The following is a 26381-nucleotide window of genomic DNA, read 5'->3' on the forward strand; positions in this document are numbered from 1 at the left end:
TGCGCGGCCTAGCCGGGCGCTCGCGGGGAGTTGGCCAAGCGCATGCGATTGAAGTTCGACGCCCGCGCGCGGGCGATCCTGAGGCGTTTGCCCGTCGTCAGCATCTATTCGGCTGCGGAATTGCTGCTGCTGGCGGGGCTGGCGGTGCAGTGCGCGCGGCTGCTGTGGGTGATCGTGACCCCGGTCGCCCCGCTGGGGGCGTGGATGCCCGCCGCTCCGACGATTCCCGCCGATCCCGCGGGCGTGCTGGCGGGGTTCGATCCCTTTTATCGCGTGACGGGCGGGCAGGCGCCGGCGGCGGCCGCGTCGCTGCAACTGACGCTGTTCGGGACGCGCATGGACGCGGCCGGCGGGCGCGGATCGGCGATCGTGGCGGGGCCGGACGGCATCCAGAAAAGCGTCAGCGTGGGTGAGGAGGTCACCCCCGGCGTCACGCTGAAGGCGGTGGCGTTCGACCATGTCACGCTGGATCGCGGCGGCGCGACGCAAGAACTGTTCCTTGATCCCGCCAGCAGCACCGGCGCTGCGCCCGCCGCCAGCACCGCAAGCGTGACCGGCCCCGCCGCGCCGGCGGCGGCGGGCGTGACGCTGCCGGTCGAGCGGCTGCGCGCGGATATCGGTGCGATCCCGCGGATCGAGGGCGGGCGCGTCACCGGGCTGACGGTGCGCGGGCAGGGCGGCGGCAGCTTCGCCGCGGCGGGCTTGCGCGACGGCGACGTGGTGACGCAAGTCGGCGGCAAGCCGGTGGCGGGCGCCGGCGATCTCGAACGGCTGGTGCGCGACAGCGCGGCCGGCGGCACCCTTTCCCTGACGGTGGAGCGCGACGGACAGGCGCTTCCGCTCTCCATTCCGGTATCCTGATGAAGCCTTATCTCGCCCCTATCGCGCTCCTTGCGGCCGCTGCGCCGGCGCTGGCCCAGACGACTCTCAACGTGCGCGACGCCGATATTCGTGCGTTCATCGCCGATGCCGCGAAGGTGACCGGGCGCACCTTCATCATCGACAATCGCGTGCAGGGGAAGGTGACGGTCGTCACCGACCGGCCGCTGTCGCGCTCCGAGTATCTGGAAGTGTTCCTGTCGACGCTGCGCGCCAACGGGCTGGTCGCAGTGCCGACCGCCAATGGCGCGTTCCGCGTCCAGCCGATCGACAATGCCGCCAGCCAGCCCGGCCGTGTCGGCGTGGCGGGTGCGGCGCGCAACCAGCTGGTGACCGAGATCATCCGGTTGCGTTCCGGCGATGCCGCGCAGGCGGTGGACACGGTGCGCCCGCTCGTGAGCGCGCAAGGGTCGGTCACCGCCAACCGCAGCGGCAACAGCCTGGTGGTGGTCGATTTCGCCGACAACGTCCGGCGCGTGCGCGAAGTGGTGCGCCGGATCGACACCGACACGTCGTCGACGCGCGTCATCGCGCTTCGCAACGCGCGCGCAAGCGACGTGGCGACCGCGTTGCAGGGGCTGGCGGGCGGTGGGGGCGCCGGAGCGGCGACCGGGCCGGGTGGCGGCGCGGCGGCGGTGGCGATCGAAAGCTCCAACGCGGTGGCGCTGCGTGGCGATCCGCAGACGGTGGCGCGGCTGGCGGCACTGGCGCGCGACCTGGACCAGAGCGCGCGCAACGCGACCGAGATCAAGGTCGTGTTCCTGGAAAATGCCGACGCGACGCAGCTGGTGCCCGTGCTCCAGCAGTTGGTCGGGCAGGCGCCCGACGCAATCCAGGAACAGGGGCTGTCGCGCACCGGGCTGAGCACGTCGAGCACCGGCGCGACCGGGGTGGGTGCGACGCCGCAGCCGGCGACGCGCGCGCAGCCGTCGCCGGCCGCGACGCAATCGTCCGGCGGGCAACCGCAACAGGCGGCGATCACCGGTGAGGGGCGGCGCACCGCCGCGGTCGTCACCCGCTATGCCGGCGCCAACGCGATCGTCATCGCCGCGCCCGCCGACGTGCAGCGCCAGCTGAGCGACGTGATCGCGCGGCTTGACCAGCGCCGGCAACAGGTGCTGGTGGAGGCGATCGTCGCCGAAGTGTCCGACAGCACGGTCAACCGGCTGGGCGCGCAATTCATCCTGGGCAACCTGGACGGCGGCGCCTTCGCCGCATCGACGTTCAGCAATTCGGCACCGAACATCCTGCAGATCGCCGGCGCGATCGGCGGGCGCAACCTGGGCGGCACGCGCACGATCGTGACCGCGCCGGACGGGACGAAGACCGAGACCGTCACCAACAGCCCCGGCACCGACCAGCTGACGCAATCGGCGATCAGTTCGATCATCGGATCGTCGGGCGGGTTCGGCGGGTTCGGCGGGCAGATCGGCCAGACGGTGTTCGGCGCGATCATCAATGCGGTGAAGGCCGACAACCAGTCGAACCTGCTGCAGGTGCCGCAGATCATGACGATCGACAATCAGGAGGCGCATACGCTGGTCGGGCAGGAGATCCCGATCACCACCGGCGAGGCGCTGTCGGCCAATTTCGACAACGCCTTCCGCACCACGCAGCGGCAGAATGTCGGCATCGGGCTGGACGTGCGGCCGCAGGTCAATTCATCCGGGACGATCAAGCTGAACCTGCACCTGGAGGTCAGCTCGATCGCGGGGCCGGTGTCGAACAACAATTCTGACCTCATCCTCAACAAGCGTGAGGTGGAGACGGTGCTGACCGTCGACGACGGCGCGATCGGGGTGATCGGCGGGTTGTTGAGCGACGAGGAACGCCGCACGATCGAGCGCATCCCGCTGCTGGGCGACATTCCGCTGCTGGGCAATCTGTTCAAGTCCAAGGCGAAGACGCGCGCCAAGACCAACCTGATGATCTTCATCCGCCCGACGGTGATCCGCACCGCGCAGGACAACCGCCGCGTCACCGAGCAGCGGTACGGATATCTGCGCCTGCAACAGGGGCAGCAGGACCCGTCGTCGGAGCCGTCGATCGACACGCTGGTGCGCGAATATATGGGCACCACGCCGCCGCTGCCCCCGGCCGGGCAGCCGGGCAGTATCGAGGACATGCGCGTCGGCGTGCCGGTCTATCGCAATTCGGTGGTGACCATTCCGGGGCGGAAGAAATGATCGTCCGCACCGGCGCGCAGATCGACGCGGCGGACGCGGCGCCGGCGCCGGTCGCGCCTGATGCGATCCCGGATACGCTGGTCGTGCCGCCGGTCGTGCTGCCTTATGCCTTCGCGCGCAAGTTCGGCGTGGTGCTGGACGGCGATCGGGTGGCGCTGCGCGATGGGAGCGATCCGCGCGCGCTGATCGAGGTGCGGCGCGTCGTGGGGCGCGCGTTCGATATCGCGGTGGTCGCGCCGGCCGAGTTCGACCGGCTGCTGTCCGATCATTATGCGATGGACGGGCAGGCGACCGCTGCCGCGGCGGTGGGCATGGGCGACGAGCTGGACCTGCTGGCCGAGGGGCTGCCGACCGCGGAGGACCTGCTGGACACCGCCGACGACGCGCCGGCGATCCGCCTCATCAACGGCGTCATCGCCGATGCCGCGCGCAACGGCGTGTCGGATATCCATATCGAGCCGTATGAGACCGGCTTGGTGGTGCGGATGCGCATCGACGGTGTGCTGCGCGAGACGCTGCGGATGCCGCCGCATGTCGCGCCGGTGGTGGTCAGCCGTGTCAAGGTGATGGCGCGGCTGGACATCGCCGAGCGGCGCGTGCCGCAGGATGGGCGCATGGGCCTGACGCTGGGCGGCAAGCTGCTGGACGTGCGTGTCTCGACGCTGCCGAGCCGCGCGGGCGAGCGGGTGGTGCTGCGTATCCTGGACAAGGAAAACGCGGGCATCGATCTCGACGCGCTGGGGATGGCACCTCCGATGTACGCGCTGCTGCGTGAGGCGATCGCCGAGCCGAACGGCATCGTGCTGGTCACCGGGCCGACCGGCAGCGGCAAGACGACGACGCTGTATGCGGCGTTGCGGCTGCTGAACGACGGGACGCGCAACATCCTGACCGTCGAGGATCCGGTCGAATATGCGGTCGAGGGTGTCGGGCAGACGCAGGTCAATGCCAAGGTCGGGCTGACCTTTGCCGCCGGCTTGCGCGCGATCCTGCGCCAGGACCCCGATACGGTAATGATCGGCGAGATCCGCGACCGCGAAACCGCCGAGATCGCGGTGCAGGCGTCGCTGACCGGGCATCTGGTGCTGTCGACCGTCCACACCAACGACGCGGTCGGCGCGATCACGCGGATGCGCGACATGAAGGTGGAGCCGTTCCTGATCGCCAGCACGCTGCGTGCGGTGATCGCGCAGCGGCTGGTGCGGCGGCTGTGCCCGGCGTGCCGCCGCCCGGCGGTGGCCGCGGACACGGTCGCGCCGCTGCTGGGCGTCGATCCGCGGGCGACGGTGTACGAGGCGGTCGGGTGCGAGCAGTGCAACCGCACCGGCTTCAAGGGGCGGATCGGCGTGTACGAGGCGGTGCGCGTCGACGCGACGGTGCGGCGCCTGATCAATGACGGCGGCGACGAGGACGCGATCGCGCGCCACGCCTTCGCGAACAACGACAGGCTGGCGAGCGCGGCGCGGCGGCTGGTGGAAAGCGGCGTCACCACCGCGGAGGAAGCGGTGCGGGTGAGCCGCAGCGAGGGGGTGGATACCGATCCTCCCCGGGACGGGGAGGGGGACCATGCGTAGCATGGTGGAGGGGGCCTGCCCCGCCCGATTTCCCCTGTGGTGGTCCCCCTCCGCCACTCGCTGCGCGAGCGGTCCCCCTCCCCGTGCCGGGGTGGAGTGATGGCTGATTTCGACTATGTCGCGATCGACACGCGCGGGAACGAGACGCGCGGGCATGTCGCGGCCGCCGACGCGGCGGCGGCGCGGGCGGTGCTGGACCGGCGGCGTCTGTTCGTCGTCCGGCTGGACCCGGGCAGCGCGCCCGCCGCGAAGGGGCGGCCGCTGTTCGGGCTGGACCTTGGCCGCGCGAAGATGTCGGGCAAGCAGCTGACGCTGTTCACGCGCCAGCTGGCGACGCTGAACCGCGTATCGCCGCTGGAGGAATCGCTGCGCACGATCACGCGGCAGACCGAGCAGGAGGGGGTGCGCGCGATCGTCGCCACCGTGCATGCCGGCGTGGTCGAGGGGCGGCGGCTGGCCGATGCGATGGCGCGCGAGCCGAAGAGCTTCCCGCCGCTGTACCGCGCGATGGTGGCGGCGGGCGAAAGTTCCGGCACGCTGCCGCAGATCATGGAGCGGCTGTCGACGCTGCTGGAACGGCAGGCGGAGATCCGCGGCAAGCTGCTGACCGCGATGGCCTATCCGTCCGTCCTCGCCACGGTGGCGATGGGTGTGGTGATCGCTCTGATGGCGTTCGTGGTGCCGCAGGTGGTCGAACAGTTCGATACCGTGGGGCAGGAACTGCCGCTGCTGACGCGGCTGGTGATCGGGCTGTCGGACCTGCTGGTCCATTGGTGGTGGCTGCTGGTGGCGACGATCGTCGCGGCGGGCGTCGGCGCCTGGGCGGCGCTGCGCCAGCCGCCGGTACGGCTGGCTTTCGACACCTGGCTGTTGCGCGTTCCGCTGCTGGGGCGGTTGCTGCGCGACCTGCACGCCGCGCGGATGGCACGCACGCTGTCGACGATGGTCGCCAGCCGCCTGCCGTTGCTGGAGGGCCTCAGCCTCACCGCCGGGACGATCCACAACCGCCGCTTGAAGGCCGCGTCGGACGAGATCACCGAGGCGATCCGCGGCGGCGGCAGCCTGTCGGCGGCGATGCGGCGCACGGGGGTGTTTCCGCCGCTGCTGGTCTATCTGGCGGCCAGCGGCGAGGCGGCGGGGCGGCTGGACGAGATGCTGGAGCGCGCCGCCGATTATCTGGAGCGCGAATTCGACCGCTTCACCGCCACCGCGCTATCGTTGCTGGAACCGCTCATCATCGTGGTGATGGGCGCGATCGTGGCGACGATCGTGCTATCCATCCTGCTTCCCATCCTCCAGCTCAACACGCTGGCGGGGCAATAGCGGCCGGACAGTGAGAGAGACCATGCGTACCGAGACGAAGAAGCGGCGTAGGAAGAACGGCTTCACCCTTGTCGAGCTGATGGTGGTGATCGTCATCATCGGCCTGCTGGCGACGATCGTCGCGCTCAATGTGCTGCCGTCGGGCGATACCGCGCGTATCCAGAAGGCGAAGGCCGACATCGCTACGATCGAACAGGGGCTGGAACTCTATCGCCTTCAGATGGGCAGCTATCCGACGACGCAGCAGGGGCTGCCGGCGCTGGTGTCGGCGCCCGCCGGTGCGGATGCCGCGCGCTATCAGGCGGGCGGGTACGTGAAGAAGCTGCCCAAGGATCCGTGGGGCCGCGACTACCTGTATGCCGCGCCGGGCAAGCACGGGCAGGCGGACGTGTGGACGCTGGGCGCCGATGGAAAGGACGGCGGCGAGGGGATCGATGCCGATATCGGTTCCTGGCAGTAAGCGGACGCCGGTGCGCGGTAGCGCGCGCGACCCGCGAGCGCGCGGCTTCGGCCTTCGTTGGCGTTCCGCCGAACGCGGCTTCACGCTGGTCGAGCTGATGGTGGTCATCACCGTCATCGGGCTGGCGTCGGCGGCGGCGGTGCTGGCGATGCCCGATTCGCGCGGGCGGTTGATGGACGAGGCGGCGCGCTTCGCGGTGCGCACGCGCGCGGCGCATGATGGCGCGATCCTTCAGGCGCGGCCGGTCAGCCTGTGGGTGACGCCGACCGGCTATGGCTTCGACGAATGGCGCGGCGGGCGCTGGACGCCGATCGAGGACGGTCCGTTGGCGATCGAGCGGTGGAACAGCGGCACCGCCGCGGGCTTCGGCGCGCGCGAGCGGGTGATGTTCGACGCGACCGGGCTGGCCGATCGTCCGCTGACCGTGACGCTGCGCCGCGAGGGCGTGCGCGCCGACGTGGAGATCGCGGCGGACGGAAGCGTCCATGTCGCGGGATGACGCGCCCCGCGCCGGGGCGGCGGGCTTCACGCTGATCGAGATCATGGTGGCGCTGACGGTGTTCAGCCTCGCCGCGCTGGCGCTGATCCGGTTGGAGGGGCAGGTGATCCGATCGACCGGTGCGGTCGCCGCGACGCTGCTGGCGCAGACCGTCGCGCGCAACGTCGCGATCGAGGCGGTGACCGATGCGCAAGCGCCGGTGCGCGGGCGGACGAGCGGGGTGGAGAGCAACGGCGGGCGCGACTGGACGTGGACTCGCGAGGTGCAGCCGGTCGGCGACGCCGGGGTGATGCGCATCGACGTGAGCGTGGCGGATCGCGGCGGCGCGGTGCTGGGGCGGATGACGATGGTGCGGCCGGCGGCGGCGAATGCGGCGGTGGCGCGGTGAGAACGGCGCGCGATGTCCTGCCTGCCCAGTCGGGTGGCTTCCGTTCTTGTAAGCGTTCCGCCGAACACGGCTTCGGTTCTTTTGGGCGTTCCGCCGAACACGGCTTCGGTTCTTTTGGGCGTTCCGCCGAACACGGCTTCACGCTGGTCGAGGTGATGATCGCGCTGATGATCTTCGGGATGATCGCGGCGGCGGGGGTGGCGCTGCTGTCGTTCAGCGTAAAGGCGCAGCGGGCGGGCGGGGCCGCGCTCGACGATGCGGGCGCGCTCAACCGTACCGCGTCGATCCTGACCGCCGATCTGGCGCAGGCGCAGGACCGGCCCACGCGCGATGTGGCGGGGACGCTGCTGCCGGCGATGACCGGCGGCAGCGGCTTCGACCCCGCGCTGCGGCTGGTGCGTGCCGGATGGAGCAACCCGGACGAGGTCGCGCGCCCGACGTTGCAGAAGGTGGAATATCGGCTGAATTCGGGCGGACTGGAGCGGATCGCCTATCCCGAGCTGGATGGCGCCGCGCCGCTGCCCGCCGCGCTGCTGCTCGATCGCGTCAAATGGGTGCGCTGGCGGTTCCGCTATCAGGGCGCGTGGACCGACAGCTGGCAGGGCAACGACCGCGCCGCGCTGCCGCAGGCCGCCGAGATGACGCTGGAGCGCGAGGGCGGCGCGACCTATCGGATGGTGTTCCTGGTCGGCACCGGCGCGCCGCGCGCCGGAACGCCGGCGCCGCGACCATCCCCCACGCCAGGGCAGGCCGGTGCGGCGTCGTGAGCGCGAGCGGGGCGCGGCCCTGCTGACCGTGCTGCTGCTGGTGGCGGTGATCGCGGTGATGGCCGCGACCGCGCTGGAAAAGGTGCGGCTGGCGACGCGGCTGGCGGCCAATGCGGTCGCGATCGACCAGGCGCGCGGCTATGCCTATGCCGCGGAGGCGCTCGCGACGACACGCACCACTGCGCTGCTGCGCCGTGCGGGCGACCGGGTGGCCTTGGCCGGCGGGTGGAGCGGGCGGCCGTTCGGCCTGTCGATCCCCGGCGGCACCGCCACTGCGCGGATCACCGACGGGGGCAATTGCTTCAACCTTAACAGCCTGGTGTCGCGCGCGATCGACGGGCGCTGGGTGGCGGACAGTGGGACGGTCGCGCAGTTCGCGCGGCTGATGCGACTGCTGCGCGTCCCCGGCGGGGACACGATCGCGCCGGCGACCGCCGACTGGATCGACAGTGACGACGTTCCGCTGCCGGGCGGCGCCGAGGATTCCGGCTATCGTGGCTATCGCACCGCGGGCACGTTGATGGCGGACGTCAGCGAATGGCGCGCGGTGGCGGGGGTGACGCCGCAGGTCTATCGCGCGGTGCGCCCGTATCTGTGCGCGCTGCCGGTGGCCGAGCGCGCGACGATCAACATCAACACGCTGCTGCCCGAACAGGGTGCGTTGCTGGCGATGCTGTTGCCCGACACGCTGTCGCCGCAGCAGGCGGGCGCGGTGCTGTCGCGCCGCCCGCCCGATGGCTGGGCCGGCGTCGACCCGCTGTGGAACCAATTGTCGCTGACCGGCGGCGGGGGCGTGACGCCCGATCTGTCCGCCAAGCAGCAGACCGCGGTGACGACGCGCTGGTTCGCACTGGCGATCGACGTCGTCAACGGCAGCAGCGAATTGCACGAACAGGCGCTGATTGACGCGCGGGCCCTTCCCGTCCGGCTCGTCGCGCGGCAATGGGGGGACGCGACATGACCGCTGCCACGCTTCTTTTCCTGCCCCCCGACGAGTCGCTGCCGTGGCGATGGTGGCGCGTGGAAGGCGATGCGATCACCGAGGGGGAGGGCGTGCCTGATGCTCCGGGCGAGGAGGCCGCCGCCAACGTGATCGCGGTGGCGCCTGCCGATGCGGTGACGCTCCACTGGGCGGCGCTGCCCGCGCGATCGACCGCGCAGGCGGTGGCCGCGGCGCGGGTGGTGGTAAGCGATGCCACCGCCGAACCGGCGCACGACCTGCACGTCGCGGTCGGCGCCGAGCATGACGGTGACCGCGCGATCGCGGTCGTCGCGCCGTCGCGGATGCGCGCGTGGCTGGATGCGCTGGCGCAGCGCGGGCTGGACCCGGCGACGGTGGTGCCTGCCCCGCTGCTGCTGCCGATGCCCGAGGACGGCTATGTCCGCGCCGACCTGGCGGGGCAAAGCGTGGTGCGCGGGCGGACCAGCGGCTGGGCGGACGAGGCGCGGCTGACCGAACTGGTCACCGCCGGGCAGGAACCAGTGACGCTGGATCGCGGCGCGGTGCTGGCGGCGGTGGCCGCAACGCCGGCGCTGAACCTGCGACAGGGGGCGTTCGCGCGGCGGCAGCGGCGCGCGATCGACTGGGCATTGGTACGGCGGCTGGCGGTGCTGACCGGCCTGATCCTGTTGGCGACGCTGGCGATCGATGTGGTGCGGATCATGCGCTATTCGCTGGGCGCCGACGCGGTCGAGGCGCGTACCGCGACGATCGCGCGACAGGGCCTGCCGCGCGGTGCCAACGTCGGCGACGATGGCGCACAGAGCGGGCGCCTGCTCGCCGACCGGCTGGCGCGACTGCGCGGGCCGGGGCAGGGCTTCACCCGCACCGCCGCGGCGGCGTTCCAGATCGTCCAGTCGGTGCCCGACAGCGAGGTGACCGCGATCGATTTCGCCGCCGACGGCACGCTGAAACTGTCGCTGTCGGTGGCGGGCGAGGCGCAGGCCAACAGCGTCAAATCGCAGCTGGAGGGGGCGGGCTTCACCGTGGAATCGAGCGTGTTCCAGCAGGCCAACGGCCGGTTGACCGGCGACATGACGGTGCGGCCGTGAGCGCGCTGTCGCAATGGTTCACGGGCCGCAGCCTGCGCGAGCGGCGGCTGATCCTGGTGATGCTGGCGCTGGCGGCGGTGACGATCATATGGGCCGGGGTGATCCGTCCGGTGCGCGACGGCCTGTCGTCGTCGCGGGCGCGCTATACCGAGGCGGTGGTGACGCTGGGCGAGGCGCAGGCACGGCTGGCGCAGGTCAAGGCGATCCAGCGCCGCCAGCCGCCGCTGTCGCTGGGCGGGCCGCTGGCCGATGCGGTACGCACCCGCGCGGATGCCGCGGGGATCGTGCTGGGAAGCGTCGACAATGACGGCGCCGACCGGGTGCGCGTATCGGTACCGGCCGCACGGGCGGGCGCGCTGATGACGTGGATCGCGCGGCTGGAGAGCGAGGGCATCCTGGTCGATTCGCTCAATGTCGCCGCGGCCGGGCCGGGGGCGGTGTCGGCGCAACTGGTGCTGACGGCGCGGGGGAACTGAGGCGATGCGCATCCGGCTGGCGACGCGGCGCCGCACCTTGTTCCTGGCGATGTTCGCAGTGGCGATCGTCGTGTTCCTGCCGATGCGGCTGGCGCTCGGTTGGGCGGGGCTGGACGCGCAGGGCTTCACCGCGCGCGAGGTACGCGGCAGCCTGTGGTCGGGGCGGCTGGTGGAGGCGCGGTTCGGCGACGTCGGGCTGGGCGACATGGACGCGGGCCTGTCGCCCCTGGCGCTGGCGATCGGGCGCGCGCGGATCGCGCTGGCGACGCGCACGCCCGATCCGGCGCAGCGGCTGGCGGGCGTCGTCGAAATCGCGCGAGGGCGCGCCGCGGTGCTGGGCGCGACCGGCCCGCTGGTGCCGGGCAATGCCTTCGCGCCGTTGCCGGTGACCGCGCTGAACCTGGACGAGGTGTCGGTGCGGTTCGTCGACGGCGCATGCGAGCAGGCGGACGGGCGTGTGCGCGCGGCCCTATCGGGTGCGTTCCTAGGCCAGCCGTTGCCCGGCGCGGTCAGTGGCACCGCGCGCTGCGATGCGGGTGCGCTGTTCCTGCCGCTGACCAGCGGCGCGGGGGAGGGCGTGGCATTGCGGCTGTGGCCCGACGGGCGCTATCGCGCCGAACTGACGCTAGTGCCCGGCGATCCCGCGATTGCGGCGCGGCTGGACGGTGCGGGCTTCGTCGCGAACGGCGCGGCGCGGACGCTGGCGGTGGAGGGGCGGTTCTGACTCCGACCGGGATCGTGCCGGCGCGCCGCCGAAGCGCTTGACGGGATGCCCCCGTCGCCGCTAGGGGCACGGCCTTCGCGGCGATCGTAGCTCAGTTGGTTAGAGCATCGGTTTGTGGTACCGAGGGTCGCGGGTTCAAGTCCCGTCGATCGCCCCATTTCCTCTCCCACATCCACGGCAATCGCTTTTGACTGGCCAACGGCCGTCAATAATAATATTGCGCGGGCCGGTAATTTTCGGCTGTGCATGATGGAGCGACCATGACCTCCGTGTGGGACTATCCCGATTTCGACGCCCATGAGGGGCTGCATCTGTTCACCGACCCGGCATCAGGGCTGAAGGCGGTGATCGCGGTCCATTCGACCGCGCTGGGGCCGGCCGCGGGGGGCGTGCGCTTCTGGCACTACGCCGACGATGCCCGCGCGGTGACCGATGCGCTGCGGCTGTCGCGCGGCATGAGCTACAAGAATGCGATGGCGGGCCTCGAACTGGGCGGCGGCAAGGGCGTGGTGCTGGCGCCGGCGCCGGGCGCGGTCATCACCAGCGAGCAGCTCGGGGCGTTCGGCCGCGCGGTCGAATCGCTCGGCGGGCGTTACGTCACCGCCGAGGATGTCGGCATGTCGGAGGCGCGGATGAAGGTGATCGCGCAGCACACGCGCTACGTCTCCGGCTTGCCGGTGGCGCAGGGCGCGGCGGGCGGCGATCCCGGGCCGTATACCGCGCATGGCGTCTATCTGGGCGTCAAGGCGGCGGCGAAGCGCGGGCTGGGCACCGACGACATGAAGGGCGTGCGCGTCGCGATCCAGGGTACCGGATCGGTCGGCGGCGGGCTGGCGCGCCTGTTGGCGAAGGACGGCGCGGTGCTGACCATCGCCGATGTCGATCGCGTGCGGGCCGAGGCGCTGGCGGGCGAGATCGGCGCCAACGTCGCCGCGCCGGAGACGATCCTGTCGACCGACGCCGATATCGTCAGCCCCAATGCGCTGGGCGCGATCCTGACCGAGGCGAGCATCCCGCAGTTGAAGGCGCGGATCGTCGCGGGCGGCGCGAACAACCAGCTCGCCACGCGCGAGGACGGGCGACGCCTGCACGAAGCGGGCGTGGTCTATGCCCCCGATTATGTCATCAACGCCGGCGGCATCATCAACGTCGGGCTGGAATATCTGGGCCATGGCGACGAGGCCGAGGTGATGGCGCGGATCGCGACCATCCCCGGACGCCTGCATCAGGTGTGGGACGAAGCGGCGGCGTCGGGCGATCCGACGGCGGACGTCGCCGACCGGATCGCACGGCGGCTGATCGGGCGATAGAACGCACCTGCAACAGACGGGGTGACGCGCGCGCCGGCTTGGCTTATCGATCCGGTTCGTGGCGACCCTTCATGCCTTGGCCAATCCCGCGCGCTTCCTGCGGATCGCGCGGCCGCTGACCCCGATCCTGTGGTGGATGGGGGCGGCGTTGATCGCGTTCGGTTGCTGGGCCGGGCTGACGCAGACCCCGCCCGACTATCTGCAGGGCCAGACGGTGCGCATCCTGTACATCCACGTCCCCGCCGCGTGGCTGGGGATGGGGGGATGGAGCGGCATTGCGATCAGCAGCATCGTCTTCCTCGTCTGGCGCCATCCGCTGGCAGGGGTGGCGGCGCGCGCGATCGCGCTGCCGGGCGCGGTGTTCGCCGCGATCTGCCTGGTCACCGGATCGATCTGGGGACGGCCGACGTGGGGGACGTGGTGGCAGTGGGATGGACGGCTGACGTCGATGCTGCTGCTGTTCTTCGTCTATCTGGGCTTCATCGCGCTGGCGAAGGCGGACCGCGAACGCGGCGGCGACGGGCGGATCCCGGCGCTGTACGGGATCGCGGGCACGGTGCTGCTGCCGATCATCCGTTATTCGGTGGTGTGGTGGAACACCCTTCACCAGGGCGCGAGCATCGGGCTGACCGGATCGTCGATCGACCGCGCGCTGCTGTGGCCGCTGCCGTTCATGCTGCTGGGGTTCAGCGCGCTGTTCGGCGCGATCGTGCTGATGCGGATGCGCGCGATGCTGGCGATCGCCAAGGCGGAGGCGCGGATGCAGCGGCGCGCGCGCGCATGAACCAGTGGGCGTTCGTCATCGCGGCCTATGCCGTGACGTTGGCGGGGACCGGCATCGTGGGGGCGCTCGCCTATCGCGCGATGCGGCGAGCCGAGAAGTGACCGCGAAGAACCAGCGGCTGATGCTGGTCGTGCTGGCGCTGGCGGCGCTGGGCGCGGCGGCGGTGCTGGCGCTATCGGGGCTGAAGGACCAGGCGGCGTTCTTCTATGCCCCCTCCGACGTGGCAGGCGGGTTGCCCGCGCCGGACAAGGCGGTGCGGCTGGGCGGGATGGTGCAAAAGGCATCGATCCGGCGCGCGGCCGACGGCGTGTCGATCGCGTTCGTCGTCACCGACGGGCGCGCGACCACCCCGGTGACGTTCAGCGGGATCGCCCCGGACCTGTTCCGCGAGGGATCGGGCGTGGTGGCGGAGGGGCATTTCCGCCCCGACGCCTCGTTCGCGGCGACCAACCTGCTGGCCAAGCATGACGAGAAGTACATGCCGCCGCAGATGGCGGGCAAGATGCACGAGACGACGACGCTGAAGGACACGCACTGATGGGGTTCGTCGCGCTGGCGGCGCTGGGCCTCGCCGCTTTTGCGGCGATGTGGTGGATGAAACTGGATCGCGCCTTGTGGTCGACGGTCGGCGCGGCGCTGTTCCTGGGCGCGATCGGCTATGCGTGGCAGGGGCGGCCGTTGCTCGCCGCCGCGCCAGTGCAGCATCGCGCGACGACAACTGCGATCGTCCCCGAAGAGATTGCGATGCGCGACATGCTGTTCGGCCGATACACGCAGGACAGCGCCTATATCATGGCCGCCGATGCGATGACGCGCAGCGGCGACAGCAGCGCGGCGGCGCGCGCGGTGCTGGGCGGGCTGTCGCGGCTGCCGCGCAGCTTCATGCTCTGGACCTGGGCGGGCGTGACGCTGTCTGCCGATGCCGACGACCAGATGACGCCGCCCGCGCTACTGGCGTTCCGGCAGGCGGCGCGGCTGGCGCCGGACCATCCGGCGCCGCCTTATTATCTGGGGCTCACCTACATCCGCGCCGGGCAGCTGGCGCCCGCGCGGGCGGCATGGATGCGCGCGCTGGCGCTGTCGCCAGAGGGCGCGGACTATCGCCGCGAAATCGCGATCCGGCTGGCCGTTCTCGACCGGCTGATCGCACTGCCACGCGACGCGCGCTGAGGCGGCGGGGTCAGCGCCCGCGCCCGGTCTGTTCCTGAAGCGCGTCGATCCGTTTTGAGGCGTCCGCCTTGGTCAGCCCGTCATCGAACGGCTCGCCCGCTTCCTCGCTCAACGTCTTGAGATAGCTGGCCTGCGCGCCGGTCATCGGCTCGTCCCCGGTGGTCCAGTCGGCGGGGTCCTTCTCCGCGTTGGAAAAGGGCTCGGCCTTGGGGTTGTGCGTGTCGGTCATCGTGTATCCTTTCGGTGGCACAACCCCGATGTTTACCATATGTTCCGCGTTGCAGCCGCCCGGCCATGGTGCTAGGCGCGCCATCATGATGGGGACCTTAGCGGGCGAAAACGCCGTGGGCACGGTCGGCAACTCCGGTTCCTGTCGGAACGGGGCGTGAGCGACGTCGCTCCAGCGGGCACGGCGGATCCGGCGCAGCCGTCCGCCCCGCATCATCATGGCCAGCGCCAGGGATTGGCCGGGCTGGCGATCGGCGCGATCGGCGTCGTCTATGGCGATATCGGCACCAGCCCGCTGTATGCGATGAAGGAAGTGTTCGTCGGCCACCACCCGCTGGCGGTCGATCAGTTGCACATCTTCGGCGTCATCAGCCTGATGTTCTGGTCGCTGATGCTGATCGTGACGCTGAAATACGTCCTCATCATTCTGCGCGCCGACAATAACGGCGAGGGCGGGAGCCTCGCGCTGTTGGCGCTGATCCAGCGGCGATCGGGCGCGGCGGGCGGAAAGCGCTGGGGGCCGAGCCTGGTGATGCTGGGCGTCGTCGCGACCGCCTTGTTCTTCGGCGACTGCATGATCACCCCGGCGATCTCGGTGCTGTCCGCGGTGGAAGGGCTGGCGACGGTCGAGCAGGGGTTCGATTCGTTCGTGCTGCCGATCGCGGTGACGATCCTGATCGCGCTGTTCTACCTCCAGTCGATCGGCACCGCGAAGGTCGGGCGGCTGTTCGGCCCGATCATGATCCTGTATTTCATCGTGCTGGCGGTGATGGGCGTGATGCACATCGCCGAGCGGCCCGACGTATTGTGGGCGCTGAATCCAGCCTGGGCGGTGCGCTTCGCCGTGACCGACGGGAAGCTCGCCTTCCTGGCGCTGGGTTCGGTGGTGCTGGCGGTGACCGGCGCGGAGGCGCTGTACGCCGACATGGGGCATTTCGGGCGCAAGCCGATCTCCTACGCGTGGCTCGGCTTCGTGCTGCCGGCGTTGATGCTCAATTACCTGGGGCAGGGCGCGCTGCTGCTGGAAACGCCGGCGGCGGCGGTCAACCCGTTCTTCCTGATGGCGCCGGAGGACTGGCGTCTGCCGCTGGTCATTCTGGCGACGATGGCGACCGTCATCGCCAGCCAGGCGGTCATCACCGGCGCCTATTCTGTGGTGCAGCAGGCGGTGCAGCTTGGGCTGATGCCGCGCATCCGCATCACCCACACGAGCGCGTCCGAAGCGGGGCAGATCTATATCCCGGCGGCCAATTGGGCGCTGATGGTGATGGTGCTGCTGCTGGTGTTCGGGTTCGGCGAATCGTCCAACCTTGCCGCCGCTTACGGCATCGCGGTGACGGGGACGATGTTCATCTCCACCTGCATGGTCGGCGTGCTGATCCGGCGCGTGTGGCACTGGCCGATCTGGGCGGTGGCGCTGTTCGAGCTGGTGTTTCTGACCATCGACGGGCTGTATTTTGCGTCGAACCTGACCAAGGTGCCCGATGGCGGCTGGTTCCCGTTGCTGGTGGCGGTGATCGTGTTCGTGCTGCTGACCACCTGGTCGCAGGGGCGCAAGCTGATGCTGGAGCGGATGCGCGAGGCGGCGATGCCGATCCGCATCTTCATCGATTCGGCCGCCAGCAGCGCGACGCGCGTGTCGGGCACGGCGGTGTTCATGACATCGACGCCCGAAGGTGTGCCGCACGCGCTGCTCCACAACCTGAAGCACAATCGCGTCCTGCACGAGCGCGTCATCCTGCTGACCGTGCGCGTCACCGACATGCCCTATTTCCCCAGCGACGACCGTTTCCTGCACGAGGATCTGGGGCAGGGGTTCCACCGCGTGATCCTGCGCTACGGCTTCATGGAGGAGCCGGACGTGCCGGCGAACCTGAAGTCGTTCGACGGATGCGGCGCGGCGTTCCGCATGATGGACACCAGCTTCTTCCTCAGCCGCCAGACGCTGCTCGCGTCGGAGCGGCCCGGGATGGCGATCTGGCGCGAGAAACTGTTCGCCTGGATGCTGCGCAACGCCGAAAGCGCGATGGAATTCTTCCGCCTGCCCACCAACCGCGTGGTCGAGCTGGGCAGCCAGATCGAGATTTGAGCGCACCGCTCGCCCCGATCATCGTGAGCGCGCTGTTCGGGGCGAAGGATCAGGCGTTTCTTGATGCCGAGCGGCGGGCGCATTTCCCGCCCGAGCGCAACCAACTGGCCGCGCACCTGACACTGTTCCACCACATCCCGCCCGGCGCGCTGGACGAGCTGCACCGGCGGCTGGGCGACGAGACGCGCGGCGTGCCGGCCCCCGCGGCGCGGCTGGCGGGCGTCTTCTCGCTGGGACGCGGGGTGGCCTATCGCATCGACAGCCCCGAACTGGCGGCGATCCGCACGCGGCTGGCCGATGCGTTTCACGGGCTGCTGACGCCGCAGGACCAGGCGGCCTGGCGCGCGCACGTGACGGTGCAGAACAAGGTCGAGCCGGCGGTGGCCAGGGCGCTGCTGGTGCAGATGCAGGCGCGGTTCTTGGCGCGCCCGGTGGCGGTCGCCGGGCTGGCGGCATATTGGTATCGCGGTGGTCCGTGGGAGTTGATCCGGCGTTATCCGTTCGCCGCTTGACCGCGCCGTTCCGGCTGCTATAGCCCGCGCCTCACGAGCGGTTCGGCGCTCCCGCAGATGCGGTGAGGCGGAGTAGCTCAGCTGGTTAGAGCACGGGAATCATAATCCTGGGGTCGGGGGTTCAAGTCCCTCCTCCGCTACCAACCGCTCGTGACATTCCACCTAGCCGGTCGATATGATGCCGCCGTTTCAGGGGGGCAGGGCGATAATGTGGACAATGGCGTTGGCGTTGCAGGCGGCGGTCACGGTGCCGCGCTGCCCGCTGGATGCACCCTATGACCCGCGCAATCCGTTCGCGCAGATCCTGGCGGGCAAGGCACCCGCGAGCATCGTCGCTGAGACCCCGGATATGATCGCGCTGGTGCCGATCGCCTGGGAACGGCCGGGGCATGTGCTGGTGATTCCGCGGCGCGCGGTGCGCAATCTGGACGACATGACCGCGACCGAGATGGCCGACGCGCTGCTGCTAGCCCGCCGGATCGCGGCGGCGCAGCGGCGCGCGTTCGGCAACACGGGCTATGTCATCCAGCAGAACAACGGCGGCGGCGCGCAGCACGTCTGCCACGTCCATTTCCACGTGATCCCGAACACGCCGGTGGAGAAGGTGGAGCACGCGACGCCCGCGCAGATGGAGGGGATGCGGGCGCGGATCGTGGCGGCGCTGGACGCGTCGGGCGACTAGGGTCGGCGTTCGCGCCGCTTCAGCGCAACTGGCGGGCGAAGACGTGGCTGGTCATCGTGAATCCGGCGCGCTCGAAGAAGGCGTGGGCGCGGGTGTTGCGCACGCCGCTTTCCAGGAACAGCCAGTCGATGCCCGCGCCCCGCACCCGTTCCTCGATCATCGCCATCAGACGCGTGCCGATGCCATGCGACCGGGCTTTGGGGGCGACCGCCATATCCTCCAGCACGGCGAAGCGGCGGCGCGCGGTCTGTTCCCACGCGACGACCGCCATGCCCAGGATCGCGCCCTGCGCATCGCGGGCGAGGAGCAGGTCGCGATCGTCCCCCAGCGCGGCGAAGTCATCGGCATAGAGGTCGGCGAGCGCGGGCGCCCAGGTGTCGGCGTCGATGCTCAGCCCGGTCTGTATCTCGCCATGGCTGATGTAGGCGGTATCGCCGCCGATGATCCGCCCGGCAAAGGCCGAGGCCTGCGCGGCGGCAGCGGGCGAGCCGTCCCACGCGAGCGTGATCGCGGATGGTGCCGATCGGTCGTCCTGCGTCACGCCTGCTTCCTTCTCGCTCCGAAACGAATGTGAGTGGCGTAGCATCGAGCGACGATGCGTGCCATCCTGCGAGCGCTGTCGCGAACGACGGTAGTTCAACCGGGGGGATGGACGATGATTGGGGAGATTGCGGGTGCCGCCGCGGGATGGGCGGGCGCGTTCGACGCCTTCGTGCGCGGCCACGCTTATATCCCGGCCCTGCTCGGCCCGATGATCACCGGCTTTGGTGTGTTCTTCACCGGCTTCCAGATCCGACGAAGCGGCAAGCAGTACAAGACCGAGCAGGGGTGGAAGCGATCGGAGCTGGTGCGCTCGTACCTGTCGCAGATGTCGACCGACGCGAATCTGGCGCTGGCGCTGCGCGTTCTGGATTGGCGCAGCGGGCCGGCGCAGATCCCGCAACAATTCCAGCCGCTATTCGATGTGGTCGAAGGGCAGTCGCCGCGTCCGGTATGGCACGCCGATCCACCCGGGAAAGGCTATTTTCGGATCGACTGGGGGCGCTTCGTCCGGTCGCTGGAGGTGATGCGCGATCCGGAATGGGAAAGTGCTGACATGTTCACGTACCGTACCTGTTTCGATGCCTTCTGCACCTTCCTGCAATCGGTGGCGGACGATGTGCGCTCGATCAGCGTAACGCCATCCGAATATGCCGACCTCAGCTTCTACTGCCACCGCGTCCTGTTTCCCAAGGATCATAAGCGCAAGGACGACGAGGCTGCGGGGAGGAAGCTGCGCAAGTATATCGAAGTCTATTATAACAAGCGCACCTTCCGCATTATGGCGCGCATTGCCGAGGAATATGCGAAGGAGCACAAGGACGAGCCCAACATCCCGTCCGTGACATTTCCGGAGTTCTTCCCGCCTGAGGTGCCGCAGGGACGACGCGCAAGGTTCGCGGCGCGACTGCGTACTACCTACACTCGGATCGGAACGGTAAGCTGACTGACGTCAGGCCGCCACCCCGAACAAGTCATGCTCGTCGGCGTCCTCGATCGTGACGCGGACGATGTCGCCCGGTGCCAGATGGCCGGCGTCGCGCAGATGAACGTCGCCGTCGATCTCCGGGGCGTCGGCCTTGCTGCGGCCGGTCGCGCCGCCGGTGTCGGCGTCGACCGCGTCGATGATGACGTCGAGCGTGCGGCCGACCTTGGCGGCCAGCTTCGCGGTGGAGATGGCGGCGGTACGCTCCATGATGCGGGCGTAGCGTTCCTCCTTCACCTCCTCGGGGACGGGATCGGGCAGCGCGTTGGCGGCGGCGCCTTCGACGGGTTCGAAGCGGAACGCGCCGACGCGGTCGAGCTGCGCTTCGTCCAGCCAGTCGAGCAGATATTGGAAATCCGCCTCCGTCTCGCCGGGGAAGCCGACGACGAAGGTCGAGCGGATCGCGATATCCGGGCAGATTTCGCGCCACGCCTTGATCCGGCCGAGCACCTTGGCGTCGTTCGCGGGCCGTTTCATCCGGCGCAGGACCGCGGGCGCGGCATGCTGGAACGGAATGTCGAGATACGGCAGCACCAGCCCGTCCGCCATCAGCGGGATCACTTGGTCGACGTGCGGGTAAGGATAGACGTAGTGGAGCCGCACCCAGGGGGCGATGCGCCCCAGCTCACGCGCCAGATCGGTCATGTGCGGGCGCACCTCGGCTCCCTTCCACATCCGCGGCTGATCGCGGATGTCGATGCCATAGGCGGAGGTGTCCTGGCTGATGACCAGCAGTTCCTTCGTGCCCGCGGCGACCAGCTTCTCCGCCTCGCGCAGGATCGCGTCGGGGCGGCGGCTGACCAGATCGCCACGCAAGCTGGGGATGATGCAGAAGGAGCAGCGGTGGTTGCAGCCCTCCGAAATCTTGAGATAGCTGTAGTGGCGCGGCGTCAGCTTCAGCCCGGCATCGGGGATCAGATCGACAAAGGGGCTGATCGCGGCGGGGGCGGCGGCATGGACCGCCTCCACGACCTGTTCGTACTCGTGCGCGCCGGTGATGGCGAGCACCTCCGGGAAGCGCGCGCGGATCGCCTCGGCTTCCTTGCCCATGCAGCCGGTGACGATGACGCGGCCGTTCTCCGCAATCGCCTCGCCGATCGCCTCCAGCGATTCCTCCTTGGCGGAATCGAGGAAGCCGCAGGTGTTGACCAGCACCACGTCCGCGCCGGCATAATCGGCCGACATCTGATAGCCGTCGGCGCGCAGCTGCGTCAGGATCCGCTCGCTGTCGACCAGGTTCTTCGGACAGCCGAGCGAGACCATGCCCACGCGGGGCGGAGAGGGAAGTTGCGTTGCCATGAGATCGCGCGGACATAATGCGGAACGGGCCGATTTGCCAGTATCGCGTGTCGGGGGATAGGAGCGGGCGTGAAACGGCGATGATGGAGCGACGATGCTGGCAGTGGGTTTGATGTCGGGGACGTCGCTGGACGGGATCGACGCGGCGCTGATCGAAACCGACGGGGAGGCGCAGGTGCGCGCGCTGGCGTTCCGCGGTGAGCCGTTCTCCGACGCGGCACGCGCGCAGCTGGCGGAGGCGACCGCGCTGGCACTGGCGTTCGAGCGCCCGCGCGCCAGCCCGCCGCTGGTGGCCGCAGAGGAGCTCATCACGCGCACCCATGTGCTGGCGGTGCAGAAACTGTTGCGCGACGCCGGGGTCGCGGCGACGGATGTCGGCGTCATCGGTTTCCACGGCCAGACGGTCGCGCATCGCCCCGACCGGCGCTGGACCTGGCAGATCGGCGACGGGCAGGCGATGGCCGACGTGACCGGTATCACCACCGTCGCCGATTTCCGCAGCGCCGACGTCGCCGCCGGGGGGCAGGGGGCGCCGCTGTTGCCGGTCTATCACGCGGCGCTGGCGGCTGGGCTGGACAAGCCGGTCGCGGTGCTGAACCTGGGCGGGGTGGCGAACGTCACGCTGATCGGCGCGGACGGCGAACTGGCGGCGTTCGATACCGGGCCGGCCAACGGCCTGATCGACAGCTGGATGGAGCAGGAGACGGGCGAGCGGTTCGACCGCGACGGCGCGCTGGCGGCACAGGGGCAGGTCGATCAGGGCATCCTGACCGCGATGCTGGACCATCCGTTCTTTGCCGCGCCCTACCCCAAGTCGCTCGACCGCAACGATTTCACGATCCAGCCGGTGCGCGGCCTGTCGGCGGCGGACGGCGCGGCGACGCTGACCGCCTTCACTGCGGCGACCGTGGCGGAGGGGCTGCGGTTGCTGCCGCAGGCGCCGCGCCGATTGCTGGTGGCGGGGGGCGGGCGGCTCAATCCGACGCTGATGGCGATGCTGGCGCAGCACACCGGACTGACGCCGGAGCCGGTCGACGCGCTGGGCTGGAACGGCGACGGGCTGGAGGCGGAAGGCTTCGCCTATATGGCGGTGCGCACGCTGAAGGGGCTGCCGATCAGCTTCCCCGGCACCACCGGCGCGCCGCAGGCGATGGCGGGCGGCACGGTGTTCAGGCCGAAGGGGTGATCGTCACCGTCGCGGGGTGGTGCTTGTCGAGATATTTGCGGATGCGTTTTACGTTGCGGGTGTTGGAGCGGTAGAACAGGTCGGCCGCGTCGCCGATCAGCGGCACCGCGCCCAGCATCGCGTCGAACCCGACCCGCGCGGTCATCGCCATCACCGCCGCGCGCCCCATGCCCAGGTTGCGCGCCTCCCACACGATCCACATTCCCATCGCGGCCGCGGCGAGATCGCCGACGACGGGGACGAGGCCGAGAATCGCGTCCAGCCCGACGCGGCGGTTAAGGCCGGGGACGACGAACATCCCCTCCAGGAGCTGCTCCATCGCCTCCACGCGGCGGCGCACCGACGCCGGATCGCGACCGGTCGGCAGGGTGGAGAGAATCGAACCGCCGAGCGGCGTGGGACGGGCGTTCATGCCCCTTAATTGGTATCGGCGCGCAGCCGGTTCAACGGGTGCCACGCGCGCGCATTGCCTTGCCACTGGCGCAGCCGAAGCGCGACCAGCGACCAGCGGAACGGCCGTGCGAACGGGATGAAGGCGACGTCGGCGGCCATCGCGGCATCGGCGGCGGCGATGGCGCGGGCGCGGTCGTCCAGCGTCGGGGCGAGGCGCGCGGCCTCGATCGCGGCGCGCGCCACGTCGGAACAGGCCACGCACGCCTCCGCCAGATACCAGCGCGCGCTGTCATAGGGGGCGACGCGGTCGATCCAGACGAGATCGGCGTCCGCCGCGTCGAGCGGCACGCGGACCGGGCGGACGCCGATCGCGAACAGGTCACGTGCGATCCGCCCCCACAGCAACGTACCGCCCGGGCCGCCGGGCAGCGCGACCGTGACGCGCGGGACGCCGTTGGTGGCACGCCACGCCGCTACCCGCGCCTGCGCGGCGGCGACGCGCTGATCGGGTGGGACCAGCGACCAGGCAGGCAGCGCGGGGGCGCTCGCCGAATCGAGCTGTTCGGGCAGGATCGTCTCGCGCATCGCCCAGTCCGAGGACACGCTGTTGCCGATGTCGGCGCGGTCTAACGCCTGCGCCAGCGCGGCGCGATCGGCGGGATCGGCAAGGAAGCCGGTGCGCCGTGCCACCGCCAGCCCGGCCAGCCCGGCGGCGGGATCGATGCGGATATTGGCCGGGCCGGTGCCGGCCGCCTGCACGATCGGCCAGTCGGACAGCGTTCCGCCGGTCACCATGTCCGACGATCGTTCGACGAAGCGCAGGATCGCGGTGGCGGCGCGTTCGCCGCGCAACCGCACATTGTCCTCCGGCGCAGGGCCGTCCTCGTCGGGATCGCGATCGGGATCGGGCGCCGGGGTCAGCAGGATCGCGCCGTCGCCAAGGTCGCGGCGGCGGAACGGCCCGGCGCCGGCCCGCGGACGCGCGCGCACCACCGCCATTTCGGGCTGGGCGAACAGCTTGAGCAGATCGGGGCGCGGGCGCGACAGTTCGACCTCGATCACCTCCGGCGTCATTTCCACGATGCCGGTGATGGCGCTGAGATAGGGGGTGAGCGGATTGCCCGATCCGGAAGCGATCTGCCGCCGCAGCAGGGCCACCACCTCCGCCGCGCGCACCGGCGCGCCATCCGCCCATTGCGCGCGGCGTAGGCGGAAGATGTAGCTCATGCCGTTGTCGGTGACGATCCAGCGTTCGGCGATCCCCGGCTCGATCTGCCCGGAGGCATCGAAGCGGACCAGCCCTTCGGCCAGCGAATCGGTCAGCAGGCGGTCGGGAGGCGACAGGTCCGCGCGGTCGCGCGCCGCGAGGTCGGGTGTACCGCCGATGACGCTGACGATCACCGCGCCGACATCGGGGCGGCGCCCGCAGGCGGCGGTGGCGGCAAGGGCGAGCAACGCCAGCGCGGTAACGGCCGGTGCGCGGCCACCGGGCGCTGCGCGCGCACCGATGGTGCGGACGGCGGGACTCGAACCCGCACGCCATGGGCAGAAGATTTTAAGTCTCCAGCGTCTACCGATTCCGCCACGTCCGCGCATCGCGCTCCCTCGAAGCGGTTGGCGCGCGCGGCGTCAAGCGCCAGCGTACCGCAGGCGCCGCGGCTCAGACGTTCAGACGAGTGCGCATTTCCTTGCCGGGCTTGAAGAACGGTACGCGCTTCGCCTCGACATCGACGGTTTCGCCGGTGCGCGGGTTGCGGCCGGTCCGCGCATCGCGCGCACGGGTGGAGAAGGCGCCGAAGCCGCGCAGCTCGACGCGCCCGTTCGCAGCCAGCCGCAGCACGATCTCGTCAAAGAAGGCGGCAACGATCGCTTCGACGTCGCGGATTGAAAGTTCCGGATTTTCCGTCGCCAGCGATTGCACCAATTCCGACCGAATCATCTTCCGCTTTGTCCCCACTACGTGACGTTTGTCTCGTATAAAGCTGATACAGGTAAGTTTCCTGCGTTGGTAGCACCGCATCGACACGAAACGCGCAAAACGGGTCACTCCGGTACATCGCTGGCCCATAACGCAAAAAGGGGGAGCGGCATCTGCCACTCCCCCGTTTCGACAGCAAGTGTCGACGGCCGCTTACTTCTTGGTGTCGCGCGCCTTCAGCGCCTCGCCCAGGATGTCACCCAGCGATGCACCCGAATCGGACGAACCGTACTGCGCCACGGCCTGCTTCTCCTCGGCGATCTGCATCGCCTTGACCGAGAAGGTCGGCTTCTTCGAACGATCGAAGCCGGTGACCATCGCGTCGAACTTCTGGCCGACCTGGAAGCGCTCCGGACGCTGCTCGTCGCGGTCGCGGCCGAGATCGGTGCGCTTGATGAAGCCGGTCGCGCCATCGTCGCCCGCCTGCACCTCGAGGCCCGCGTCGCGGACTTCCAGCACGGTGACGGTGATGACCTGGTTCTTGCCCAGGCGGTCCCCGGCGCCGGCGACGACCGGACCACCACGCTCGAGCTGCTTCATGCCGAGCGAGATGCGCTCCTTCTCCGGATCGATGTCGAGCACCACGGCCTGAACCGTCTCGCCCTTGCGGTGCAGGTTCAGCGCGTCCTCACCCGACACGCCCCAGGCGATGTCGGACATGTGGACCATGCCGTCGACGTCGTTGTCCAGGCCGATGAACAGGCCGAACTCGGTCGCGTTCTTGACTTCGCCCTCGACGGTCGAACCGATCGGATGCGCGGCGGCGAACGCCTCCCATGGGTTGGCCTGCGCCTGCTTGAGGCCCAGCGAGATGCGACGCTTGTCCTCGTCGACCTCCAGCACCATCACATCGACTTCCTGGCTGGTCGACACGATCTTGCCCGGGTGGACGTTCTTCTTGGTCCAGGACATTTCGCTGACATGGACCAGGCCCTCGATGCCCGCTTCCAGTTCCACGAACGCACCATATTCGGTGATGTTCGTGACGCGGCCCGACAGCTTCGCGCCGACCGGATACTTGGCGGCGGCGCCGTCCCACGGATCGCTCTCGAGCTGCTTCATGCCCAGCGAGATGCGCTGCGTGTCCTTGTTGATGCGGATGATCTGCACCTTCACGGTGTCGCCGATGTTGATCATCTCGCTCGGGTGCGCGACGCGCTTGTAGCTGAGGTCGGTGACGTGCAGCAGGCCGTCGATGCCGCCCAGATCGACGAAGGCGCCGTAATCGGTGATGTTCTTCACCACGCCGTCGATGATCTGGCCTTCATGCAGCGACTGGATCAGGCCCGAACGCTGCTCGGCGCGGGTCTCTTCCAGCACGGCGCGGCGCGACACGACGATGTTGCCGCGCTTGCGGTCCATCTTCAGGATCTGGAACGGCTGCGGGATGTCCATCAGCGGGGTGACGTCGCGCACCGGGCGGATATCGACCTGCGAGCCCGGCAGGAACGCCACGGCGCCGTTCAGGTCGACGGTGAAGCCGCCCTTGACGCGGCCGAAGATCACGCCTTCGACGCGCGCGGTCTTGCTGAATTCCAGCTCCAGCTTGTCCCAGGCGGCTTCGCGGCGGGCGCGGTCGCGGCTGAGCATCGCTTCGCCGTGCATGTTCTCGACGCGGTCGACATAGACTTCGACTTCGTCGCCGACCTTCAGTTCGGCCTTCTGGCCCGGCGCCGGCGCGAATTCGCGCAGCGGCACGCGGCCCTCGCTCTTGAGGCCGACGTCGATGACGGCCAGATCGTTCTCGATGCCGGTGACGGTGCCGAGCACCACGCGACCCTCGAAGCTGTCGGCACCGCCGAACATGTCATCGAGCATCGCCGCGAATTCATCGCGCGAGGGAGTTGCCGCAGAGGCCATAAATTCGTTCGTCCTGTTCGTTCGTTTCCGGCCAAGC

28 protein-coding genes and 3 tRNA genes are annotated in these 26381 nt (G+C 69.9%); 23 read left to right on the plus strand and 8 right to left on the minus strand.

From position 1 onward, the window contains the following. Positions 1–42: 42 nt before the first annotated feature. The 17 genes from COA17_RS05275 (at position 43) to COA17_RS05355 (ending at position 14592) form a co-directional block, all read left to right on the plus strand. Positions 43–861 (plus strand): type II secretion system protein N, encoded by an 819-nt coding sequence (locus COA17_RS05275; RefSeq protein WP_096610551.1) that lies wholly within the window; start codon positions 43–45, stop codon positions 859–861. Continuing rightward, entirely contained in the window at positions 861–3065 is a 2205-nt protein-coding gene (gspD, locus tag COA17_RS05280) for a type II secretion system secretin GspD (protein WP_066487857.1), read from the plus strand. The genes COA17_RS05275 and gspD overlap by 1 nt, the downstream gene beginning before the upstream one ends. Then, complete coding sequence (locus COA17_RS05285) at positions 3062–4639, plus strand: GspE/PulE family protein (RefSeq protein WP_096610553.1); 1578 nt, start codon at positions 3062–3064, stop codon at positions 4637–4639. The genes gspD and COA17_RS05285 overlap by 4 nt, the downstream gene beginning before the upstream one ends. Before the next feature lie 99 nt (positions 4640–4738). Then, positions 4739–5962 carry a type II secretion system inner membrane protein GspF gene (gene gspF / locus COA17_RS05290; protein WP_096610555.1) on the plus strand — a complete coding sequence of 408 codons (1224 nt, stop codon included), beginning with the start codon at positions 4739–4741 and terminating at the stop codon, positions 5960–5962. Between the two features lie 22 nt (positions 5963–5984). After that, complete coding sequence (gene gspG / locus COA17_RS05295; protein WP_066489639.1) at positions 5985–6422, plus strand: type II secretion system major pseudopilin GspG; 438 nt, start codon at positions 5985–5987, stop codon at positions 6420–6422. Between the two features lie 10 nt (positions 6423–6432). Further along, positions 6433–6921, plus strand: a complete 489-nt coding sequence (locus COA17_RS05300; RefSeq protein ID WP_245857428.1) for a GspH/FimT family pseudopilin — start codon at positions 6433–6435, stop codon at positions 6919–6921. Then, positions 6908–7309, plus strand: a complete 402-nt coding sequence (gspI, locus tag COA17_RS05305; protein ID WP_096610559.1) for a type II secretion system minor pseudopilin GspI — start codon at positions 6908–6910, stop codon at positions 7307–7309. The genes COA17_RS05300 and gspI overlap by 14 nt, the downstream gene beginning before the upstream one ends. Next, a complete protein-coding gene (gene gspJ / locus COA17_RS05310; protein WP_096610561.1) occupies positions 7306–8076 on the plus strand; it encodes a type II secretion system minor pseudopilin GspJ in 771 nt (256 codons plus the stop codon). The genes gspI and gspJ overlap by 4 nt, the downstream gene beginning before the upstream one ends. Then, positions 8063–9037: a type II secretion system minor pseudopilin GspK gene (gene gspK, locus COA17_RS05315; RefSeq protein WP_176484801.1), complete on the plus strand. Its 975-nt coding sequence runs from the start codon at positions 8063–8065 to the stop codon at positions 9035–9037. Before gspJ ends, gspK begins: the two co-directional genes overlap by 14 nt. Beyond that, on the plus strand, positions 9034–10128 hold the full coding sequence (gene gspL / locus COA17_RS05320) for a type II secretion system protein GspL (protein ID WP_096610865.1): 1095 nt from the start codon (positions 9034–9036) through the stop codon (positions 10126–10128). Before gspK ends, gspL begins: the two co-directional genes overlap by 4 nt. Next, positions 10125–10604 (plus strand): type II secretion system protein GspM, encoded by a 480-nt coding sequence (gspM, locus tag COA17_RS05325; RefSeq protein WP_096610563.1) that lies wholly within the window; start codon positions 10125–10127, stop codon positions 10602–10604. The genes gspL and gspM overlap by 4 nt, the downstream gene beginning before the upstream one ends. 4 nt (positions 10605–10608) lie before the next feature. Beyond that, positions 10609–11328: a type II secretion system protein N gene (gene gspN, locus COA17_RS05330; protein WP_096610565.1), complete on the plus strand. Its 720-nt coding sequence runs from the start codon at positions 10609–10611 to the stop codon at positions 11326–11328. Positions 11329–11408: 80 nt separating this feature from the next. Beyond that, a tRNA-His gene (locus COA17_RS05335) sits at positions 11409–11485 on the plus strand. 103 nt (positions 11486–11588) lie between these two features. Next, complete coding sequence (locus COA17_RS05340; RefSeq protein ID WP_096610567.1) at positions 11589–12638, plus strand: Leu/Phe/Val dehydrogenase; 1050 nt, start codon at positions 11589–11591, stop codon at positions 12636–12638. Between the two features lie 58 nt (positions 12639–12696). Further along, positions 12697–13422 carry a heme ABC transporter permease CcmC gene (ccmC, locus tag COA17_RS05345; protein WP_096610569.1) on the plus strand — a complete coding sequence of 242 codons (726 nt, stop codon included), beginning with the start codon at positions 12697–12699 and terminating at the stop codon, positions 13420–13422. Between the two features lie 97 nt (positions 13423–13519). Then, entirely contained in the window at positions 13520–13960 is a 441-nt protein-coding gene (ccmE, locus tag COA17_RS05350) for a cytochrome c maturation protein CcmE (RefSeq protein ID WP_096610571.1), read from the plus strand. Beyond that, positions 13960–14592: a tetratricopeptide repeat protein gene (locus COA17_RS05355; protein ID WP_096610573.1), complete on the plus strand. Its 633-nt coding sequence runs from the start codon at positions 13960–13962 to the stop codon at positions 14590–14592. Before ccmE ends, COA17_RS05355 begins: the two co-directional genes overlap by 1 nt. Before the next feature lie 10 nt (positions 14593–14602). Here the strand turns inward: COA17_RS05355 and COA17_RS05360 are convergent, their stop codons facing one another. Further along, positions 14603–14821 (minus strand): DUF3072 domain-containing protein, encoded by a 219-nt coding sequence (locus tag COA17_RS05360; protein ID WP_066486657.1) that lies wholly within the window; start codon positions 14819–14821, stop codon positions 14603–14605. 156 nt (positions 14822–14977) lie between these two features. Here COA17_RS05360 and COA17_RS05365 point away from each other — a divergent pair, with 156 nt between their 5' ends. The 4 genes from COA17_RS05365 (at position 14978) to COA17_RS05380 (ending at position 18103) form a co-directional block, all read left to right on the plus strand. Then, entirely contained in the window at positions 14978–16909 is a 1932-nt protein-coding gene (locus tag COA17_RS05365; RefSeq protein WP_096610575.1) for a potassium transporter Kup, read from the plus strand. Next, positions 16906–17421 (plus strand): 2'-5' RNA ligase family protein, encoded by a 516-nt coding sequence (locus COA17_RS05370; protein WP_176484802.1) that lies wholly within the window; start codon positions 16906–16908, stop codon positions 17419–17421. Before COA17_RS05365 ends, COA17_RS05370 begins: the two co-directional genes overlap by 4 nt. 66 nt (positions 17422–17487) lie before the next feature. Further along, a tRNA-Met gene (locus COA17_RS05375) sits at positions 17488–17564 on the plus strand. A 74-nt stretch (positions 17565–17638) separates the two neighbouring features. Next, a complete protein-coding gene (locus COA17_RS05380; RefSeq protein ID WP_176484803.1) occupies positions 17639–18103 on the plus strand; it encodes an HIT family protein in 465 nt (154 codons plus the stop codon). Positions 18104–18122: 19 nt separating this feature from the next. On the opposite strand, the gene COA17_RS05385 is transcribed toward COA17_RS05380, so the two are convergent. Further along, entirely contained in the window at positions 18123–18644 is a 522-nt protein-coding gene (locus COA17_RS05385) for a GNAT family N-acetyltransferase (RefSeq protein WP_176484804.1), read from the minus strand. Between the two features lie 54 nt (positions 18645–18698). Between COA17_RS05385 and COA17_RS05390 the strand changes: the two genes are divergently transcribed. Next, positions 18699–19589, plus strand: a complete 891-nt coding sequence (locus COA17_RS05390; RefSeq protein WP_141397023.1) for a hypothetical protein — start codon at positions 18699–18701, stop codon at positions 19587–19589. Positions 19590–19595: 6 nt separating this feature from the next. Here COA17_RS05390 and rimO read toward each other — a convergent pair whose 3' ends face one another. Beyond that, entirely contained in the window at positions 19596–20927 is a 1332-nt protein-coding gene (gene rimO, locus COA17_RS05395; RefSeq protein ID WP_096610585.1) for a 30S ribosomal protein S12 methylthiotransferase RimO, read from the minus strand. 94 nt (positions 20928–21021) lie between these two features. Here rimO and COA17_RS05400 point away from each other — a divergent pair, with 94 nt between their 5' ends. Then, the gene (locus COA17_RS05400; RefSeq protein WP_096610587.1) at positions 21022–22113 is read left to right on the plus strand and encodes an anhydro-N-acetylmuramic acid kinase; all 1092 of its coding nucleotides are present in this window, start codon (positions 21022–21024) and stop codon (positions 22111–22113) included. On the opposite strand, the gene COA17_RS05405 is transcribed toward COA17_RS05400, so the two are convergent. The 5 genes from COA17_RS05405 to rpsA form a co-directional block, all read right to left on the minus strand. Then, positions 22097–22525, minus strand: coding sequence for a DUF4112 domain-containing protein (locus COA17_RS05405; protein ID WP_066486672.1), 429 nt, complete (start codon positions 22523–22525; stop codon positions 22097–22099). The two genes, COA17_RS05400 and COA17_RS05405, sit on opposite strands and share 17 nt — an antisense overlap. 5 nt (positions 22526–22530) lie before the next feature. Then, positions 22531–23961, minus strand: a complete 1431-nt coding sequence (locus tag COA17_RS05410) for an ABC transporter substrate-binding protein (RefSeq protein ID WP_245857429.1) — start codon at positions 23959–23961, stop codon at positions 22531–22533. Positions 23962–24014: 53 nt separating this feature from the next. After that, positions 24015–24098 (minus strand) — tRNA-Leu (locus COA17_RS05415). Positions 24099–24166: 68 nt separating this feature from the next. After that, complete coding sequence (locus COA17_RS05420; RefSeq protein ID WP_066486694.1) at positions 24167–24445, minus strand: integration host factor subunit beta; 279 nt, start codon at positions 24443–24445, stop codon at positions 24167–24169. A gap of 192 nt (positions 24446–24637) precedes the next feature. Next, positions 24638–26344 (minus strand): 30S ribosomal protein S1, encoded by a 1707-nt coding sequence (rpsA, locus tag COA17_RS05425; protein ID WP_066486674.1) that lies wholly within the window; start codon positions 26342–26344, stop codon positions 24638–24640. Positions 26345–26381 lie beyond the last annotated feature (37 nt).

Origin of the sequence: Sphingomonas ginsenosidimutans, assembly GCF_002374835.1 — a bacterium.
Taxonomy (GTDB): Bacteria; Pseudomonadota; Alphaproteobacteria; order Sphingomonadales; family Sphingomonadaceae; genus Sphingomonas; species Sphingomonas ginsenosidimutans.